Here is a 16,536-nt window from a genome sequence, read left to right on the forward strand (position 1 = left end):
GGGCCATGCACGCGATCACGATCCCGGAGCCCGGTGGACCGGAGGCACTCGTCTGGGCCGAGGTGCCCGACCCCGAGCCCGGCCCGGACGAGGTGGTCGTGGCCGTGCGCGCCAGTGCGGTCAACCGGGCCGACCTGCTGCAACGGCAGGGGCACTACCCGCCGCCGAAGGGCGCCCCGGCGTACCCCGGGTTGGAGTGCTCCGGGGTGATCACCGCGACCGGTTCCGGGGTGTCGGACTGGCGGGTCGGCCAGGAGGTCTGCGCGCTGCTGGCCGGCGGCGGGTACGCGCAGCGGGTGGCCGTGCCGGCCGGGCAGCTCCTGCCGGTGCCGGCCGGGGTGGACCCGGTCGACGCGGCGGCCCTGCCCGAGGTGGCCTGCACCGTCTGGTCGAACGTGGCGCACCTGGCGAAACTGACGCGGGGCGAGACGGTGCTGGTGCACGGCGGCGGCAGCGGGATCGGCACCTTCGCCGTCCAGCTCGGTACGGCGCTCGGGGCGACGGTGGTGGCGACCGCCCGGTCGACCAAGCACGACCGGCTGCGGGCGCTGGGCGCGGCGCACCTGGTCGACTACCGGGAGCAGGACTTCGTCGAGGAGGTACGGCGGGTCACCGACGGCCGGGGCGCGGACGTAATCCTGGACATCATGGGCGCCTCCTACCTGGGGCGTAACGTCGACGCGCTCGCCACCGGCGGCCGGCTGGTGATCATCGGTATGCAGGGCGGGCGTCGGGGTGAGCTGGACATCGCCGCCCTGTTGGCGAAGCGGGCGTCGATCGCCGCCACGGCGCTGCGGTCCCGGCCGACCGACGAGAAGGCCGCCATCGTCCGGGGCGTCCGGGAGCAGGTCTGGCCGCTGATCGAGTCGGGCGCGGTCCGGCCGGTGGTGGACCGGCGGCTGCCGATGGTCCGGGCGGCCGAGGCGCACCGCCTGGTCGAGTCGAACGAACACCTCGGCAAGGTCCTGCTGACCGTCGACCAGCCGCCCGGCTGACGGGGTGCCCGCCCGGCGCGTTCAGTCGGCGGAGGAGCGGGCGGGGCGAGGTCGCATGAGCTGGGCGCCGGGGCCCTCGGCGGCGAGGGCGTCGTCGGGGTTGTAGAGCGTGCAGCGTTGCAGCGACAGGCAGCCGCAGCCGATACAGCCGGTCAGGTCGTCACGGAGCCGGCTCATCATGTCGATCTTCTGATTGAGCCGGTCCCGCCACCTGCTGGAGAGGGCGGCCCAGTCCGCCGGGCTCGGGGTCCGCGAGGCGGGCAGGGAGTCGAGCGCCTCCCGGATCTCCTCCAACGAGACCCCGACCTGCTGGGAGATCCGGATGAACGCCACCCGCCGCAGCTCGGCGCGGGCGTACCGGCGCTGGTTGCCGCCGGTACGGTCGGCCCGGATGAGGCCCAGCCGCTCGTAGTAGCGCAGCGCCGAGGGCGCGACCCCGCTGCGGGCGGCGAGCTGACCGATCGTCAGTGACTCGTGCATCTCTCGCCTTGAGTTGAAGTGGACTTCAACTTGCAGACTAGTCGCATGACCATGATGACCGCCAGTACCGGCCCCCTCACTGTGGGGTCCCCCGAAACGGGAGCCGCCGACGCCCCACCGGCCCGCGCCCGACTGCCGGAACCGGTCGCCCCGCTGTTCGAGCGCATCCGCGCGGGCCGCGACCTGGGTGCCAACACGTACTCCACGGTCGACGTCCTCTGGGTGCTCTACGACCGGGTCCTGCGGATCACCCCGGCGACCGTGGACGACCCCGACCGGGACCGGTTCCTGCTCTCCAAGGGACACGCCGTCGACGGCTACTACGCGGTGCTCGCCGCCACGGGTTTCGTCCCCGCCGAGTGGCTGGACGACCCGACGAGCGCGACCAGCCGGCTCGGCGGCCACCCCGACCGGACCCTGGTCCCCGGCGTCGAGATCGGCTCCGGCTCGCTCGGCCACGGCCTCGGGCTGGGCGTCGGCACCGCCCTGGGCCTGCGCGCCCAGGGCCTGCTCACCCCCCGGGTGTACGTGCTGCTCGGCGACGCCGAACTCGACGAGGGCTCCAACCACGAGGCGATCGCGTACGCCGGGGCGACCGGACTGGACAGCCTCACCGCCGTCGTGATCGACAACGGCTCGGCCACCCACGGCTGGCCGGGCGGCATCGCGGCCCGGTTCACCGCCAACGGCTGGACCGCCGCCACCGTCGACGGCCACGACCACGACGCCCTGCACACCGCCCTGACCGAGCGGACCGCGCACCGGCCGCACGTCGTCGTCGCGGTCGTCTCCAAGGAGGTATGAGCATGACGTCGACGCTGGAAGCCACCCCGTCACCCGCCGCGCCCGCGTCACCCGGTGACGGGCTCATGCGCGCCGCGTTCGTCGCGGAGCTGACCGCCCTGCTCGCCGAGGACCCCCGCACCGCCCTGGTGCTGGCGGACATCTCGGCCGACTCCTTCGCCCCGGCCGCCCACCGGCACCCCGACCGCGTGCTCAACGTCGGCATCCGGGAACAACTCATGATCGGCGTGGCCGGCGGGCTCGCCCTGACCGGGCTGCGACCGGTGGTGCACAGCTACGCGCCGTTCCTGGTGGAGCGGGCGTACGAGCAGATCAAGCTGGACCTCGACCACCAGGGGGTCGGCGCGGTGCTGGTCAGCATCGGCGCGTCGTACGACCGACCGGAGGCCGGCCGGACCCACCTCTCCCCGGCCGACGTCGCCCTGATCGACACCCTCGGCGACTGGACCGTGCACGTGCCGGGCCACCCCGACGAGGTACCCGCCCTGCTGCGCGCCACGGTCGCCGGGGACGCCCCGGCGTACCTGCGGTTGTCGATCCTGACCAACGACCGGCCGCGCGGCAACGACGGGTCGCTCCAGGTGGTCCGGGACGCGGGGCCGGGCGCACCGCTGCTGGTGGCGGTCGGGCCGCTGCTCGACCCGGCGCTGGCCGCAGTGGAGCAGTTGCCGGTGACGGTGGCCTGGACGCACCGGCCCCGACCCTTCGACACAGCCGGGCTACGGGCCCTGGCGGGCACCGAGGTCATCCTGGTCGAGCCCTACCTGGCCGGCACGTCCAGCCGGGTCGTCGCGGCGGCGCTCGCCGACCGGCCACACCGGGTGCTCGCGCTCGGGGTCGGCCGGGAGGACCTACGCCGGTACGGCACGGCCGGCGACCACAGCCGGTGGCACGGCCTCGACGCGGCCGGCCTGCGCCGGTCGGTGACGGCCTTCCTGGCCCCCTGGGCGACGCCGAGCAGGTAGGTGGGGAACGCGATGGGTCAGCGGGCCGGCCAGCGGTGGGTCAGCGGGCCGGCTTACGGCGGGTCCGCTCCCGGCCGAGGATCCAGATCGCCTCGACGCCGTCCTTCCAGGTGATCTTCTTGCCCTCCTCGCGGCCCCGGGCCCGGTAACTGATCGGCACCTCGTACGGGCGGATCCGCTGGCGGAGCAGCTTGCCGGTCACCTCGGCCTCCATGCCGAAGCCACGCGAGCGGATGTCCAGCGAGCGGTACAGGGCGACCGGCATCAGCTTGAAGCAGGTCTCCAGGTCACCGATGTACGAGTTGAAGAGGATGTTGGCCGCCATCGTGACGCCCTTGTTGCCCATCACGTACCAGAAGCTGTAGGCGCTGTGGCTGCCGAAGGTGCGGTTGCCGTAGACCACCGTGGCCCGCCCGTCGAGCACCGGGTCGAGCAGCTTCGGGATGTCCTGCGGGTCGTACTCCAGGTCGGCGTCGAGGATGACCATGTACTCGCCGTCGGCGTTGTCCACCGCCGTCCGGATCGCCGCGCCCTTGCCCCGGTTGCGCGGGTGGGTGATCACCCGGAGCCGGGCGTCGTCCGCCCGCCCGAGGACCTCGCCGGTGCCGTCCCGGCTGCCGTCGTCGACCACGAGCAGCTCGATCTCACACGGGTAGTCCACCGCCAACGCCTGCTTGAGGGCGTCGGCTATGCGGTCCTCCTCGTTGTAGACCGGCATGAGGATCGAGAGCTTCACGGGGATCTCCACGGTGGCGACAGCAAATCGGACCTAGCCTAGCGTGGTATATGCGCGGGAAGTGGCGGCCGTCGCCGACGGTCGGCGCGGCGCGCGGGGCCGGATGGTGTTTACTTCCCGCCATGTCCGCCGGCTCCCTGCTCGTCGTCCTGCCGGTCGCCACGGTGGCCGCCCTGACCTACGCCTTCCGGCCCCTCGACGTGCCGGTGGTGGCCCCGCTCCGGCTCGCGCTGGTCCGGGCGGCGCTGGCCACGGGCGCGTTCGCCGTCCTCGTGGTGGAGGTGCTCGGGGCGGTCGGCGGGCTCACCCGGCCGGCGTTCGCCCTGGCCTGGCTGCTCGCCCTCACCGCCGCCGGCGGCGCGGCCTGGTGGCGGCACCGCCGGGACCACGCGGGGCCCGCCGGGGCCACGCCCGGCGACGCGCCGCCGGGTCTGCGGCACCGGCTGCGGACCCACTGGAGTACGGCGAGCCGGGGCGAGCGGCTGCTGACCGGCACGGTCGGCGGGCTGCTCCTGGTCGAGCTGGTCGTCGCCCTGCTCGCCGAGCCGAACAACTTCGACTCGCAGACCTACCACCTGCCCAAGGTGGAACACTGGGTGCAGCAGCAGGACCTGGAGTTCTGGCCGACCGCGATCCACCGGCAGGTCACCATCCCGCCCGGTGCCGAGTACCTGCTGCTGCACCTGCGGCTCTTCACCGGCTCCGACGGGCTGCACAACCTCGTCCAGTGGGCGGCCGGGGTGCTCGCCGTCCTGGTGGTCGCCCGGATCGCCGCGCAGCTGGGCGGCGGGCGGCGGGCCCAGGCGCTCGCCGCGTTCCTGCTGGCCACCACGCCGATGGTGACCCTCCAGGCGACCAGCACCCAGACCGACCTGATGGTCGCCGCCTGGGTCGCCTGCGTCGTCACCCTCGCCCTGGACGGGCTGCGCCGCCGCAGCGGCCCCGCCACGATTGTGGCGCTCGGCGCAGCCACCGGCCTGACGGCGATCACCAAGACCAGCGGCCTGATCGGCGCCGGCCCGCTGCTGGTGCTCTGGGGCCTGGCCCAACTCCGCCTCGCGTACGCCCCTCACACCCCGCCCGCCGCCACGGGCCCGACCGCCGACGCCGTCACCGCCGGTGCACCCGGCGCGACCGCCACCCTCGTCGGCTCCGGTTCCGGCCCCGGCATCGGAGCCGGATCCGGAACCGCGACGGGAGCCGGAGTGCCAGCCGGGGCCCCCACCGACGCCGACGCTCCGACCGGACCCGGTTCCGGTCTCGGGGCCACGCCCGGAGCCGGAGCCGGGACCGCGACCCGGGCAGGGGGCGGGGTCGGGACCGTCGACGGCGGGGGCGGCGGCCCCCGGCGCACGGCACGGGGCGGGCCCGGCCGGGGTCGGCAGGTCGCGGGCACCGTCTTCGGGTCGGTGGCGATCCTGCTGGTCGCCGCGCTGGTGGTCGGCCCGTTCCTGGTCCGGGTCACCGCCGAGTTCGGGCACCCGCTCGGCCCGCCCCGGCTGCGCGAGTCCATCCCGATGGAACGGCACGACCCACCGTCGATCCTGGTCAACGCGCTCCGGATCGGACACACCGCGCTGGACACCCCGCTGGAGCCGCTGCGCAGGGCCGCCGCGTCGGCGATCGTCGCCGGGGCGGAGGCGATCGGCGTCGACCCGCAGGACCGGGACATCACCTTCGGCCGGGAGATGTTCCCCGAGCCGTCCTGGTACCCGGACGAGGACCGGGTGGCGTTCCCACTGGCCGGCACCCTGATCCTGATCGCCCTGGTGGTCGCGGTGGCCCGCCCGGCCCGGATCCTGCCGACCGCCCCCGGGCCGGTACGGGCGTACGCGGCGGCGCTGACGGTCACCCTCCTGCTGCACACCTCGATGATCAAGTGGCAGCCGTGGGGGAACCGCCTGCTGGTGTACGCCCTGACGATCGCCGTACCGCTGGCCGCGCTCTGGGTCGACGCGGTGCTGCGCCGCCGGCCGCGCGACGGCCGGCGGCCGGTGGCGGCCGGGCTGGTGGTCACCGTCCTGGCCACCTCGGCCCTGGCCGGGGTGCTCGCCGTGTCGTACGGCTTCCCCCGCCGGCTGGTCGGCGCGGGCTCGGTCTTCACCACCTCGGACTGGGACACCCGGTTCCTGCGCCGCCCGCAGTGGACCGAGGAGTTCCGCTGGGCGGCGGAGGCGGTCCGGGCCACCGACGCCCGCCGGGTCGGCCTGGTGCAGCAGAACGACAACTGGGAGTACCCCTGGTGGCTGCTGCTGCGCGACACCGACGGCACCCCGCCCGAGCTGGTGGCGTTGCAGTCGGTGCTACCGGACCGGCCGCCCGCCGACCCGTCCTCGGTGGACGCGATCGTCTGCACCGGCAGCCGGCGGGTCTGCACCGACCTGGTGCCGGAGGGCTGGCGACTGGAGTTCCGGGACTACGTCGGCTACGCCCTGCCCCCCACCCCCTGACCCCTCCAGGCCGACCTGGGCTGGGCTGGCCTGGCCTGACCGAAGGAAGGGCCCCTTGTTAACACGTGACGGGTGAGAAGGGTTCCCCTCTCTACCGTAGGCGTTAACAGGGGGCCCTTCCTTACCTCCCGGCAGGGAGGTGAACGGTGAAGGCGGCGCCGCCCTCGGGGGCGTGGCCGGCGGTGAGGTCGCCGCCGAGCCGGCGGACCAGGCCGGCGGCGAGGGCCAGGCCGAGGCCGCTGCCCACCTTCCGCACCCCCCGGTACCGCTGGTGCAGCGCGCCGCGTTCGAAGGCCACCGCCAGGTCGTCGTCGGTGAGGCCGGGCCCGCCGTCGCGGACCTCGACGATCCCGCCGCCGGCCGGGTCGGGGCCGGCCGGGCGGACCGCGACCACCACCGGCGCTCCCGGCGGGACCACCCGCAGGGCGTTCTCCAGCAGACCGTCGACCACCTGCCGGATCCGTCCCGGGTCGGTGTACGCCGGCACCTCCCGCGCCGGGACCTCCACCCGCAACGGCACCCCGACCGCCGCGTACCGGTCGGCCCAGTTCCGTCCGATGTCACCGACCAGGCGGGTCAGGTCGACCGGCACCGCTTCCAGCGGGAAGTCGACCGCCTCCAGCCGGGCCAGCGCGAGCAGGTCGCGGACCAGCCGGTCGAGGTGGTCGGCCTCGGCCCGGATGGTCCGCCCGGTCGCCGGGGCCCCGGCCGGGTCGATCACCCCGTCGGAGAGGGCCTCGGCGTAGCCCCGGATCGCGGTCAGCGGGGTCCGCAGCTCGTGCGAGACGGAGAGCAGGAACTCCCGCTGCCGGCCCTCGCTGGTGGCCAGCGCGGCGGCCAGCCCGTTGAGCGCGTACGCCAGGTCGGCGACCTCGTCGGGCGGCTCGACCGGCAGCCGTACGCCCCGGTCCCCGGCCCGCAGCCGGTTCGCGGCGGTGGCCGCCTCCCGGATCGGCCGGGCCAGCCGGCGGGCGAGCAGCAGGCCGGCGGCCACCCCGGCGGCGAGCCCGGCCAGCAGCGGCAGCCAGAGCCCGCCCACCACCCGCCGCCACACCCCGGGGCTGGTCGGCCGGGTCAGCACGACGGCGTGCCCGCCCGGCAGCGCGCGCCCCTCCACGAAGGAGCGTCGCCCGTCGACCAGCCGCCGGCCGGAGACGTCCCGCCCGGCGGCGAGCCGGTTGACGACCTGCCGGGGCAGCCCCGGCCGGTCCACCCGCCCATCGCGTACCAGGTGAACGGTGACGTCCTGCTCGGCCAGCTGCCGGACCAGCCCCTCCCCGGCGGCGTCCCAGCGCCGGTCGGGTCCGACCGGCAGCACCTCCACCGCGATCCGGGCCTGCGCGGCGAGCGCCTGCTGGTCGCGCCGTTCCGCGCCACGCACCGCCAGCGGGACCGCGAGCAGGGCGGTGACCAGCACCGACACCATGGCCACCGCGCAGGTGACCAGGACCGCGCGGGCGGTCAGCGTCCGGGCGTACCCGCTGGCCGGCCGGGACGGTGCCGGGCCGGACGGTGCCGGGCCAGGCGGTGACGACGGCCGGCGGGGACGGGGCGGCGCGGCCGGCTCAGCCATCGGCGGCGTACCCGACGCCCCGGTGGGTCCGGATCACGGCGACCGGGGCGAGTTTGGCGCGGACCTGGGCGACGTGCACGTCCACGGTCCGGGTGCCGGCGTGCGCGGCGTACCCCCAGACCCCGGCGAGCAGTTCCTCCCGGGTGAACACCCGGCCGGGCCGGGCCATCAGGTGGGCGAGCAGGTCGAACTCGGTGGAGGTGAGCTGCACCGGGTGCCCGGCGGCGGTCACCGTCCGCCGGCCCGGGTCGAGGGTCACCGGGCCGACCGTCCGGGGCCGCTGCGCCGCCTCGGGCACCCCGCTGGTGCGGCGCAGCACCGCCCGGATCCGGGCGACGAGTTCCCGGGGGCTGAACGGTTTGGTGACGTAGTCGTCGGCGCCCAGCTCCAGCCCGACGATCCGGTCCACCTCGTCGTCGCGGGCGGTGAGGAAGACGACCGGCGTCCAGTCCCCGCTCGCCCGCAGCCGCCGGCAGACCTCCGTGCCGTCCAGGCCGGGCAGCGCGATGTCCAGGACGCAGGCCACCGGGCGCAGCCGGCGGGCGGCGGCCAGCCCGGCCGCGCCGTCCCGCTCCAGGTGCACGCCGAAGCCGTCCCGGGCCAGGTAGAGCCGGACCAGGTCGGCGATCGACGGCTCGTCCTCGACGACGAGGACGAGGCCGCGCGGCTGCGGGTCGACGCTCACCGGCTCATGATGGCCGACCGCAGCCGGCGGCGACGGCCGACGCGTGTTCGAGTTCGGTAAGAAGCCGGCCGGGTGGTCGGTACCGGAACGACGGCCGGCTCCGGGATGGTGGCGGGCACCAGGGCAGCGGCCGGCACCGGGATGGTGGCCGGTTCCGGGGCGACGGTCGGCCTCGGGGTGGTGGTCAGCCGAGCACAGCGGTGCCGTACGGGGTCCGCTCGGCGGCGACCATCGGCTCGCCGAACGGGCCGGGCCGCCGGTCCCGGCCCGGGACCTCCGGTCGGAACAGGTGGTCGGGAGCGTCGAACGGGTCCCGGGCCGGCACCGGACCACCGGCGGTCGCCGGACGCGCCGGCTCCGCACCCGGTCCGGCCGGGCGGGTCGGGGTGCCCGGCGGCCGGAGCCGGAACGCCTGGCCGAGCAGGGCGTCCAGGTGCCAGACCTGCTTCGGGTGGTGGGCCCGGATGACGAACCGTTCCCGGATGCCGTCGATCGCGGTGGCGGCCAGTTCGACGGCGGGCAGGCGTGGATCGGGGTTCCAGGTCACGTGGCTCAGTTCGCGCAGTTCGCTGTTGAGGTGCAGGCGCAGCCGGTGCAGCACCCGGGTCTGTTGGGTGACGACCAGCCGCCGGTGGGTCAGCAGCAGCAGGTACTCGCCCGGGACCGGCCGGTCCGGCCGGCTGCACCGGGCGACCAGGATGGTGGCGTCGCCGGAGCCGACGCAGCGCCGGAAGATCGGCATGTGTCGACTGACGGTCTGCACCGCCAGCCCCGCCTCGGCGGCGGCCGGGAGGAACGTTCGGGAGAACACATCCATGCCGGTATCAACGACGGTACCGGCGAGTGTGACGTGGGACACGCTGGACTTTGCGGAACTTCCACGCCGACCGCGCGGGTGAGCCCAGCAAGCACAGGGCCTCTCAGCACAGGGCCTCTCAGCACAGGGCCGGCCAGCACAGGGCCGCTCAGCGCAGGGCCGCTCAGCGCGGCACCGGTCAGAGGGGGTCCGGTGCGAAGACCTCGGCGAGCCAGCCCGGGACCGCGTCGGCGTACTCGGCCCGGCTCGGGTCGTCCGTGGCCAGCGCCCGCCGCCAGGCCAACGACCGGCCCACCTTCGCCACCGTCACCGCCGGGCCGACCGCCGCCAGCAGCGTCCGCCGGTCGTACCGGGCCGACCAGGGCTCCAGGTACGCGTCGCGCAGCCGGACCAGCGCCGGGTCACCGGGTTCGAGGCCGAAGGTGTACGCCGCCGAGCGGAGGGTGACCAGCAGCGTCCCGAACGGGTGGCCGATCGAGGCGTCCCCCCAGTCGAAGAACCGGTCCCGCCCGCCGTCGACGAAGACGTTGCCGTCGTGCAGGTCGTCGTGCTGCACGGTGACCGGCAGCCCGGACCCGGCCAGCCGCGCGCAGAGCGCCGCGAAGTCCGGCTGGTACGCGCGCAGCCGCTGGTACGTCTCCGGGGTCAGCCCGCCGTCCGCCCCGCCCCGCAGCGCGGCACGGTCGTCGAGCAGGTCGGCGAGGAGGGCGGGCAGCGCCTCGGGCCGGTGGTCCGGCACCCCGAGCGCCAGCAGTTCGTCGACGTGCCCGACGGCGGCGAGCTGGAGTTCGGCGTACCCGGTCAGCGCTCGTTCCCAGCGGGCCAGCCCGGCACGGGCGTCCGCCGGGTCGGCGGCGTCGCGCTGCGGCGCGGTCGCCTCCCGCAGGGTCGGGCCGCCGTCGGGCAGCAGCAGCCAGCCCCGGTCCGGGTCCACCGCGATCGGCGCGACGACCGCGCCGGGGACGAGCCGGGCCAGCGCCGCCACCAGGGGAGCCTCGTACCCGGTGGCCGGGCCGTTGGCCTTGAACCACACCGGCCCACCGTCGGTCGGCACCCGCCAGACCAGGGACCAGGGGCGCAGCCGGGGCTCGACCGGACCGTTGACGCGCCGCCCGCCGCGGTCGAGGTGCCCGTCGATCCAGTCCCGGGCCTGTCGCTGCCACTGCGCGTCGGACCAGACGGGGTACGGCGTCGAGACGGTCACGCCGCGCAGCCTAGAGCGGCCGGCACGCGCCCGGCGACCGCATTTCCGGGCCCCGCCGCCCGCCGGGCGTGGGACCCGGCCAGCCTCACAGTCAGAGCAGCTCGACGACGGTGGCGTTGGCCATGCCCCCGCCCTCGCACATGGTCTGCAGGCCGTACCGGATGCCGTTGTCGCGCATGTGCGCCAGCATCGTGGTCATGATCCGGGCCCCGGACGCGCCCAGCGGGTGCCCGAGGGCGATCGCCCCGCCGCGCGGGTTGAGCCGCCCCGGATCCGCCTCGGTCTCGGCCAGCCAGGCCAGCGGCACCGGGGCGAACGCCTCGTTGACCTCGTACACCCCGATCTCCTCGATGCCCAGCCCGGCGCGGCGCAGCGCCTTCGCGGTGGCCGGGATCGGCGCGGTGAGCATGGCGACCGGGTCGTCGGCGGCGACCACGGCGGTGTGGATCCGGGCCAGCGGACGCAGCCCGTGCCGGCCGGCCCACTCGCTGGTGGTGACCGCGAGCGCCGCGGCGCCGTCGGAGATCTGGGACGCCGACCCGGCGGTGACCACCCCGTCGGCGCGGAACGGCGTCGTCAGCTCGGCCAGCTTCGCCAGCGAGGTGTCCCGGCGGACACCCTCGTCGGCGGTGAGCTTGCCGCCGTCGGGCAGCGGCACCGGGGCCAGCTCCGCGTCGAACGCCCCGGCGTCCTGGGCGGCGGCGGCGCGGGCGTGGCTGGCCAGGGCGAACTCGTCGAGCTGGGTACGGGAGAAGCGCCAGCGGGCGGCGATCAGCTCCGCCCCGACGCCCTGGTTGAACGGCAACGGCTGGTCGGCGGCGAAGCCCTCGGCCCCCCGGTACCGGTCCCGGACCTGGTCGCTGAAGGGGCTGCCGTCGGCCACGCTGGAGCCCATCGGCACCCGGGTCATCGACTCGACGCCCCCGGCGACGACCAGGTCGGCCTGGCCGGCGGCGACCGTGGCGGCGGCGAAGTGCAGCGCCTGCTGACTGGAGCCGCACTGCCGGTCGAGCGTGGTGCCGGGGACGGACTCCGGCCAGCCGGCGGCGAGCACCGCGTTGCGGGCGACGTTCCAGGACTGCTCGCCGACCTGGGAGACACAGCCCCAGACCACGTCGTCGACGTCGGCCGGGTCGAGACCGGTCCGGTGCGCGAGGGCCCGCAGCACGTGCGCCGACAGGTCCACCGGGTGGACGGCGGCCAGGCTGCCCTTGCGCCGCCCGACCGGGGTGCGTACCGCGCCGACGATGACCGCGTCACTCATGCCTACTCCCCGCCCGTTACTACTCCCGGGTAACCAGGACCGGTCCCGATACTACGTCGCCCGCGCCCCGCGCGCCCGCCCCGGATCCGGCCGGTTCCCGGCTGGCATGCTGAACCCATGCAGCCCTCGACGCCCCCCGTCCGGCACTGGCGGGTTCCGCCCATGGTGCCCATGGTCAAGGCGGCCGGCGCGGTCGGCCTGCTCCTGCTCGGGCTGCTCCTGGACGACGGCGACCGGGTCCGGCTCGCGCTGGCCGGGCTGATCGCGGCCGGGCTGCTCGGCTGGGCGGCACCCGACCTGCTCGTCCCGGTCCGGCTCTCGATCGACCCGGACGGGATCGTCATCCAGCGCAGGTTCGGCGGCTGGATCCGGTTGCCGTGGGCGGCGATCGAGTCGATCGACCTGGACCGACGCTCCCGGCGGGGCCTCGCCACCGAACTCGTGGAGATCGACGCGGGCGACTCGCTGCACCTGTTCGGCCGCTACGACGTGGACGCCCCGCTCGACGAGGTGGTCGAGGAGTTGCGCGCCGCCTGGGCCCGGCACGGCACCCCGCCACCGGGGCACGAGGACCCGCCACCGCCGGCCTGAGCCGGGCCGGTCGACCTGAGCCGGGCCCGTCGCCCAGTGCTCAGGCGGACCCTTCGTCACCGGCTCAGGCGAGCAGGGTCGCCGTCCGGGCCACCGCCAGGGCGAGCAGCACGAAGACGATCGCCCCGGTGCCGACCCACTGGACCAGGGGCCGGTGCGACCTCGGCGCGTACGCCATCACCAACGCCATCGCCGCGCCGGTGACCAGGCCGCCCAGGTGCCCGGCGATCGAGATGCCCGGCACGGTGAAGGTGAAGATCAGGTTGATCACCAGGATCGGCAGGATCGCCGAGGTGTCCCGACCCAACCGTCGCATGATCACGAAGATGGCGGCGAAGAGGCCGAAGATCGCGGTGGAGGCGCCGGCGGTGGCCTGGTTCTGCGCGCTCAGCAGGTACGCCGCGACGTTGCCGCCGAGCCCGGCGACCAGGTAGAGCGCCAGGAACCGGGCCGGCCCGAGCACCGCCTCCAACGACCGGCCGAGCACCCAGAGCGCCCACATGTTCAGCAGCAGGTGCAGCACGCCGTAGTGCAGGAACATCGCGGTGAGCAGCCGGTACCACTCGCCCTGGGCGATGCCGCCGACCGTGCCGTCGGGGAAGACCGCCTGCCCGAGCACCGCGCCCCAGTTGGTCAGCGGGGTGCTGCCGCCCAGCAGGCCGCCGAAGCCGGACCCGCCGGCCACCGCGTCCCCGCCCCGGTCGGAGGCGATGGAGAGCAGCATCATCAGCACGTTCAGGGCGATCAACGTCTTGGTCACGTAGCCGTGACGGCCGGCGTCACCACCACCGAAGGCGGTACGCGCCGGCCGTACGCTACGGCGACCCTCGTCGACGCACTCCGGGCACTGGTGGCCCACGGCGGCGTCGCGCATGCAGTCCGGGCAGATCGGACGATCGCACCGGGTGCACCGGACGTACGTCTCCCGACCGGGGTGCCGGTAACAGACCGGGGTGGTCGGCGGGGACTCGCTCACCGTGCCCGTCCTGCGGAGCGCTCAGTCATGCAGGCAAAGGTACCTCGCCGCCGACTCAGGCCGGGTTGCGCTCGATCGTGACGCGCTCGATGACCACGTCCTGGAGGGGCCGGTCGCTCGGCCCGGTCGGGGTGTTGGCGATGGCGTCGACGACCTTGACCGAGTCCTCGTCGGCGACCTGGCCGAAGATGGTGTGCCGGTTGTTCAGGTGCGGCGTCGGCGCGACGGTGATGAAGAACTGCGAGCCGTTCGTGCCCGGCCCGGCGTTCGCCATGGCCAGCAGGTACGGCCGGTCGAAGCGCAGCTCCGGGTGGAACTCGTCGCCGAACTTGTAGCCCGGCCCGCCGCGACCGGTGCCGGTCGGGTCGCCCATCTGCACCATGAAGCCGGCGATCACCCGGTGCGAGATGGTGCCGTCGTAGAACGGGCCGTTGCCCGGCTGGCCGGTGCGCGGGTCGGTGTACTCACGGTTGCCCTCGGCCAGGTCCACGAAGTTGCGGACGGTCTTCGGCGCGTGGTTGGGGAAGAGCTCCAGGCGGATCGGCCCGGCGTTGGTGTGCAAGGTGGCGTAGACAGCCTCGGCCACGGGTACTCCTCAGTCGTTGGTCAGTTCCATGCGGATCCTCCCATGTGCCCGATCTGGCAGTGCGGAGGCATCCGAAGGTGGAGGATGACGGAGGAACAACTCCCAGGAGGTGGGAACGTGTTTGGAATCGGGCGGCGTAAGACCCAAGGGCAGCTGGCCAGGGCCGAACTGAACCAGGGCGTCGGCCACCTGCGGCAGGCCGCCACGTACGCCGCCAGGGGTGCCGGCGCGACGGTCGGCCCCCGGGTCCGGGCGGCGCAGGAGTACGTCGCGCCCACCGCCATGGTGGTCCGTGACCGGGCGGCCAGCGGCCTGGCCACGACGGCTGCGACCCTCGCCCCGCTGGCGGTCGCGGTCCGCAAGGCGCAGGCCGAGGCGGCCGGGAAGGCCGGGGCCGGCAAGAAGGCCGCCGCCGCCCGGACGTCCGCGATGAGCAAGAAGGTGAAGGCGAAGAGCCCGAAGGCCGCGCGCCGCCGGCAGCGGCGGTCGCGGGGGATGCTCGCCGGGCTGCTGGCCGCCGGGGCGGTCGCCGGGGTGGCCGGCGCGCTGGCCGTGCGCCGCCGCCGGGAACAGCAGGAGTGGACCGAGTACGACCCCGGCAGCACGCTGGAGCCGATGCGCGACGAGGTGGAGACCATGGTCGTCAGGACCCCGGTCGCGGGTCGCCCCGCCGCCGGCTCCGACCCGACCGGCGGCGACGGCCCGAAGGCCACCGGTGCACGGGCCAACGGCAGCCCGGTGACCGACGCGTCGACCATGTCGAGCGGTTCCCCGATGGCCGGCGGGCCGACCGGCGCGGGCAGCTCGCCGGTGGCCGGGGGCGACAGCGCCTCCACCACCCGACCCGGACAGCAGCCGGTGATCCACGCCACCACCGAGGTCCCCTCGGTCGCCGAGGGCGCCCGGGACGTCTCCGGCCGCCCGGCCGACGACCTCACCACGGCCCTCGACCCGCAGGGCACCAGGAAGGCGAAGTCCGGCAGCCGCCGCTGACGCGCCGACCCGACCCGCCCGGCGCGGGACGCCCCGGAGGCGTCCCGCGCCGCTGCCCGTGCGCCCGGTCAGAGCCAGCCGTTACGGCGGAACCAGCGGTACAGGGCGAGTGAGATGCCGAGCATCGCCGCCAGCACCACCGGGTACCCGTACCGCGTCCCCAGCTCCGGCATGTGCGTGAAGTTCATGCCGTACACCCCGGCGATGGCGGTCCAGACGGCGATGACGGCCGCCCAGGCCGCGATCTTGCGCATGTCGTTGTTCTGGTCGACGGTCACCTGCGCCAGCCGCGCCTGCAGGATCGAGTTGAGCAGGTCGTCGTACGTGTTGACCTGCTCGACGGTACGACTGAGGTGGTCCTGCACGTCCTGGAGGTACCGCCGGATCTCCGCCGGGACCGCGTCCCCGTCCCCCGCCCCTCGGGCGTCCCGGGGCTCGATGCCGGCGTGCCCGACGAGCGCCAGCAGCGGCCGTTGCAGCGGCAGCACCGCCCGCTTGAACTCCACCAGCTCCCGTTTCATCTGGTAGATCCGCTGGATCCCCCCGGCCCCGCGCCGGTCACTGGCCGACGGGCGGGACGGGGGTGCCAGCACGTCGGTCTCCAGCACCTCCAGGTCGTCCGCCATCCGGTCGGCCACCTCCAGGTAGAGGTCGACCACCCGGTCGGTGATCGCGTGCACCACCGCCCAGGGCCCGTGCCGCAGCCGCTCGGGGCGGGCCTCCACCTCGGCACGGACCGGGTCGAGTCGGCACACGTCACCGTGCCGGACGCTGATCACGAAATGCGGGCCGACGAAGAGCATCACCTGACCCGTCTCGACGACCTCGGAGGTCTCGGTCAGCTCGGTGTGCTCGCAGTACCGCGCGGTGCGCAGCGCCAGGAAGCTGACCTCGCCGAACCGTTCCAGCTTGGGCCGCTGACGGGCCTTGACCGCGTCCTCGACGGCCAGCTCGTGCAGGCCGAAGGTCGCGGCGACCTCGGTCATCTCGGTCAGGTCGGGCTCGTGCAGCCCGAGCCAGACGAAACCCCCGGCTCGGCGGGCGGCGGCCAGCGCCTCGGCGTGGTGCCGCTCCCCGGGCAACCGCCGCCCGTCGACGTAGACCGCGCAGTCCGCCTCGGCACCGCGCCCGATGGCCTCGCGCCCGGCGGCCTCGGCACCGGACCTGGCGGAGGAGGTGTCCGGGTGCTCGTGCGGCGGGGCGCTGCCGGGGGATGGTGTGGGGCGGGCGTCACCCGCCCGGCCCGGCCGGGGCGACGGGGCCCGGTGCCGGTGGCCGGCGGTGGCTGCGCGCCGCTGCGACCTGCCCGCCATGACACCCCCTCGCCCGCGTGACCACCCTCGTGCACAGCCGCTGACAGGCTACGCCCGTCCCGGCCGGCGCGGCCCGTCCCGGCCGGGGCGGTCGGGGCACGGCG

At 75.1% G+C, this 16,536-nt stretch carries 15 protein-coding genes and 1 pseudogene; 6 read left to right on the top strand and 10 right to left on the bottom strand.

What is annotated here, in order from left to right; genetic code table 11:
* Window positions 1-5: 5 nt before the first annotated feature.
* The gene (locus AWW66_RS16745) at window positions 6-995 is read left to right on the top strand and encodes an NAD(P)H-quinone oxidoreductase (protein ID WP_067366875.1); all 990 of its coding nucleotides are present in this window, start codon (window positions 6-8) and stop codon (window positions 993-995) included.
* A 21-nt stretch (window positions 996-1,016) separates the two neighbouring features.
* Here AWW66_RS16745 and soxR read toward each other — a convergent pair whose 3' ends face one another.
* The gene (gene soxR / locus AWW66_RS16750) at window positions 1,017-1,475 is read right to left on the bottom strand and encodes a redox-sensitive transcriptional activator SoxR (protein WP_067366878.1); all 459 of its coding nucleotides are present in this window, start codon (window positions 1,473-1,475) and stop codon (window positions 1,017-1,019) included.
* Between the two features lie 54 nt (window positions 1,476-1,529).
* Between soxR and AWW66_RS16755 the strand changes: the two genes are divergently transcribed.
* Entirely contained in the window at window positions 1,530-2,279 is a 750-nt protein-coding gene (locus AWW66_RS16755; RefSeq protein ID WP_067366938.1) for a thiamine pyrophosphate-dependent enzyme, read from the top strand.
* Window positions 2,280-2,344: 65 nt separating this feature from the next.
* Window positions 2,345-3,244, top strand: a complete 900-nt coding sequence (locus AWW66_RS16760) for a transketolase family protein (RefSeq protein WP_067366941.1) — start codon at window positions 2,345-2,347, stop codon at window positions 3,242-3,244.
* 40 nt (window positions 3,245-3,284) lie between these two features.
* Here the strand turns inward: AWW66_RS16760 and AWW66_RS16765 are convergent, their stop codons facing one another.
* Window positions 3,285-3,980, bottom strand: a complete 696-nt coding sequence (locus AWW66_RS16765; RefSeq protein WP_067366944.1) for a glycosyltransferase family 2 protein — start codon at window positions 3,978-3,980, stop codon at window positions 3,285-3,287.
* Window positions 3,981-4,102: 122 nt separating this feature from the next.
* On the opposite strand from AWW66_RS16765, the gene AWW66_RS32770 reads away from it, so the two are divergent.
* Window positions 4,103-6,430 carry a DUF2142 domain-containing protein gene (locus AWW66_RS32770; protein WP_083978554.1) on the top strand — a complete coding sequence of 776 codons (2,328 nt, stop codon included), beginning with the start codon at window positions 4,103-4,105 and terminating at the stop codon, window positions 6,428-6,430.
* A gap of 121 nt (window positions 6,431-6,551) precedes the next feature.
* Here the strand turns inward: AWW66_RS32770 and AWW66_RS16775 are convergent, their stop codons facing one another.
* From AWW66_RS16775 to AWW66_RS16795, 5 genes and pseudogenes are all read right to left on the bottom strand, one after another.
* Complete coding sequence (locus AWW66_RS16775) at window positions 6,552-8,003, bottom strand: HAMP domain-containing sensor histidine kinase (RefSeq protein ID WP_067366881.1); 1,452 nt, start codon at window positions 8,001-8,003, stop codon at window positions 6,552-6,554.
* A complete protein-coding gene (locus tag AWW66_RS16780) occupies window positions 7,996-8,688 on the bottom strand; it encodes a response regulator transcription factor (protein ID WP_067366884.1) in 693 nt (230 codons plus the stop codon). The genes AWW66_RS16775 and AWW66_RS16780 overlap by 8 nt, the downstream gene beginning before the upstream one ends.
* 313 nt (window positions 8,689-9,001) lie before the next feature.
* Window positions 9,002-9,505, bottom strand: a pseudogene (locus tag AWW66_RS16785) (hypothetical protein); the annotation flags it as partial.
* A gap of 178 nt (window positions 9,506-9,683) precedes the next feature.
* A complete protein-coding gene (locus tag AWW66_RS16790; protein ID WP_067366887.1) occupies window positions 9,684-10,709 on the bottom strand; it encodes a phosphotransferase in 1,026 nt (341 codons plus the stop codon).
* 91 nt (window positions 10,710-10,800) lie between these two features.
* Window positions 10,801-11,973 (bottom strand): acetyl-CoA C-acyltransferase, encoded by a 1,173-nt coding sequence (locus tag AWW66_RS16795; RefSeq protein WP_067366890.1) that lies wholly within the window; start codon window positions 11,971-11,973, stop codon window positions 10,801-10,803.
* Window positions 11,974-12,090: 117 nt separating this feature from the next.
* On the opposite strand from AWW66_RS16795, the gene AWW66_RS16800 reads away from it, so the two are divergent.
* Window positions 12,091-12,564 (top strand): PH domain-containing protein, encoded by a 474-nt coding sequence (locus tag AWW66_RS16800; RefSeq protein ID WP_067366893.1) that lies wholly within the window; start codon window positions 12,091-12,093, stop codon window positions 12,562-12,564.
* A 64-nt stretch (window positions 12,565-12,628) separates the two neighbouring features.
* On the opposite strand, the gene AWW66_RS16805 is transcribed toward AWW66_RS16800, so the two are convergent.
* The gene (locus AWW66_RS16805) at window positions 12,629-13,540 is read right to left on the bottom strand and encodes a rhomboid family intramembrane serine protease (RefSeq protein ID WP_067366896.1); all 912 of its coding nucleotides are present in this window, start codon (window positions 13,538-13,540) and stop codon (window positions 12,629-12,631) included.
* Window positions 13,541-13,595: 55 nt separating this feature from the next.
* Window positions 13,596-14,126: a peptidylprolyl isomerase gene (locus AWW66_RS16810; protein WP_067366899.1), complete on the bottom strand. Its 531-nt coding sequence runs from the start codon at window positions 14,124-14,126 to the stop codon at window positions 13,596-13,598.
* 84 nt (window positions 14,127-14,210) lie between these two features.
* Between AWW66_RS16810 and AWW66_RS16815 the strand changes: the two genes are divergently transcribed.
* Window positions 14,211-15,119 (top strand): hypothetical protein, encoded by a 909-nt coding sequence (locus tag AWW66_RS16815; protein ID WP_067366902.1) that lies wholly within the window; start codon window positions 14,211-14,213, stop codon window positions 15,117-15,119.
* A 68-nt stretch (window positions 15,120-15,187) separates the two neighbouring features.
* Here the strand turns inward: AWW66_RS16815 and AWW66_RS16820 are convergent, their stop codons facing one another.
* Window positions 15,188-16,432 (bottom strand): CorA family divalent cation transporter, encoded by a 1,245-nt coding sequence (locus AWW66_RS16820; RefSeq protein ID WP_083978555.1) that lies wholly within the window; start codon window positions 16,430-16,432, stop codon window positions 15,188-15,190.
* Window positions 16,433-16,536 lie beyond the last annotated feature (104 nt).

It is taken from the genome of Micromonospora rosaria (assembly GCF_001567585.1).
GTDB lineage: Bacteria > Actinomycetota > Actinomycetes > Mycobacteriales > Micromonosporaceae > Micromonospora > Micromonospora rosaria.

Excerpts from the sequence above, each read along its gene's own strand:
- soxR (WP_067366878.1), bottom strand. The coding sequence starts at position 1,475 with ATGCACGAGTCACTGACGATCGGTCAGCTCGCCGCCCGCAGCGGGGTC.
- AWW66_RS16800 (WP_067366893.1), top strand. The coding sequence starts at position 12,091 with ATGCAGCCCTCGACGCCCCCCGTCCGGCACTGGCGGGTTCCGCCCATG.
- AWW66_RS16815 (WP_067366902.1), top strand. The coding sequence starts at position 14,211 with ATGACGGAGGAACAACTCCCAGGAGGTGGGAACGTGTTTGGAATCGGG.
- AWW66_RS16745 (WP_067366875.1), top strand. The coding sequence starts at position 6 with ATGCACGCGATCACGATCCCGGAGCCCGGTGGACCGGAGGCACTCGTC.
- AWW66_RS16755 (WP_067366938.1), top strand. The coding sequence starts at position 1,530 with ATGACCGCCAGTACCGGCCCCCTCACTGTGGGGTCCCCCGAAACGGGA.
- AWW66_RS16795 (WP_067366890.1), bottom strand. The coding sequence starts at position 11,973 with ATGAGTGACGCGGTCATCGTCGGCGCGGTACGCACCCCGGTCGGGCGG.
- AWW66_RS16820 (WP_083978555.1), bottom strand. The coding sequence starts at position 16,432 with ATGGCGGGCAGGTCGCAGCGGCGCGCAGCCACCGCCGGCCACCGGCAC.
- AWW66_RS32770 (WP_083978554.1), top strand. The coding sequence starts at position 4,103 with ATGTCCGCCGGCTCCCTGCTCGTCGTCCTGCCGGTCGCCACGGTGGCC.
- AWW66_RS16760 (WP_067366941.1), top strand. The coding sequence starts at position 2,345 with ATGCGCGCCGCGTTCGTCGCGGAGCTGACCGCCCTGCTCGCCGAGGAC.
- AWW66_RS16775 (WP_067366881.1), bottom strand. The coding sequence starts at position 8,003 with ATGGCTGAGCCGGCCGCGCCGCCCCGTCCCCGCCGGCCGTCGTCACCG.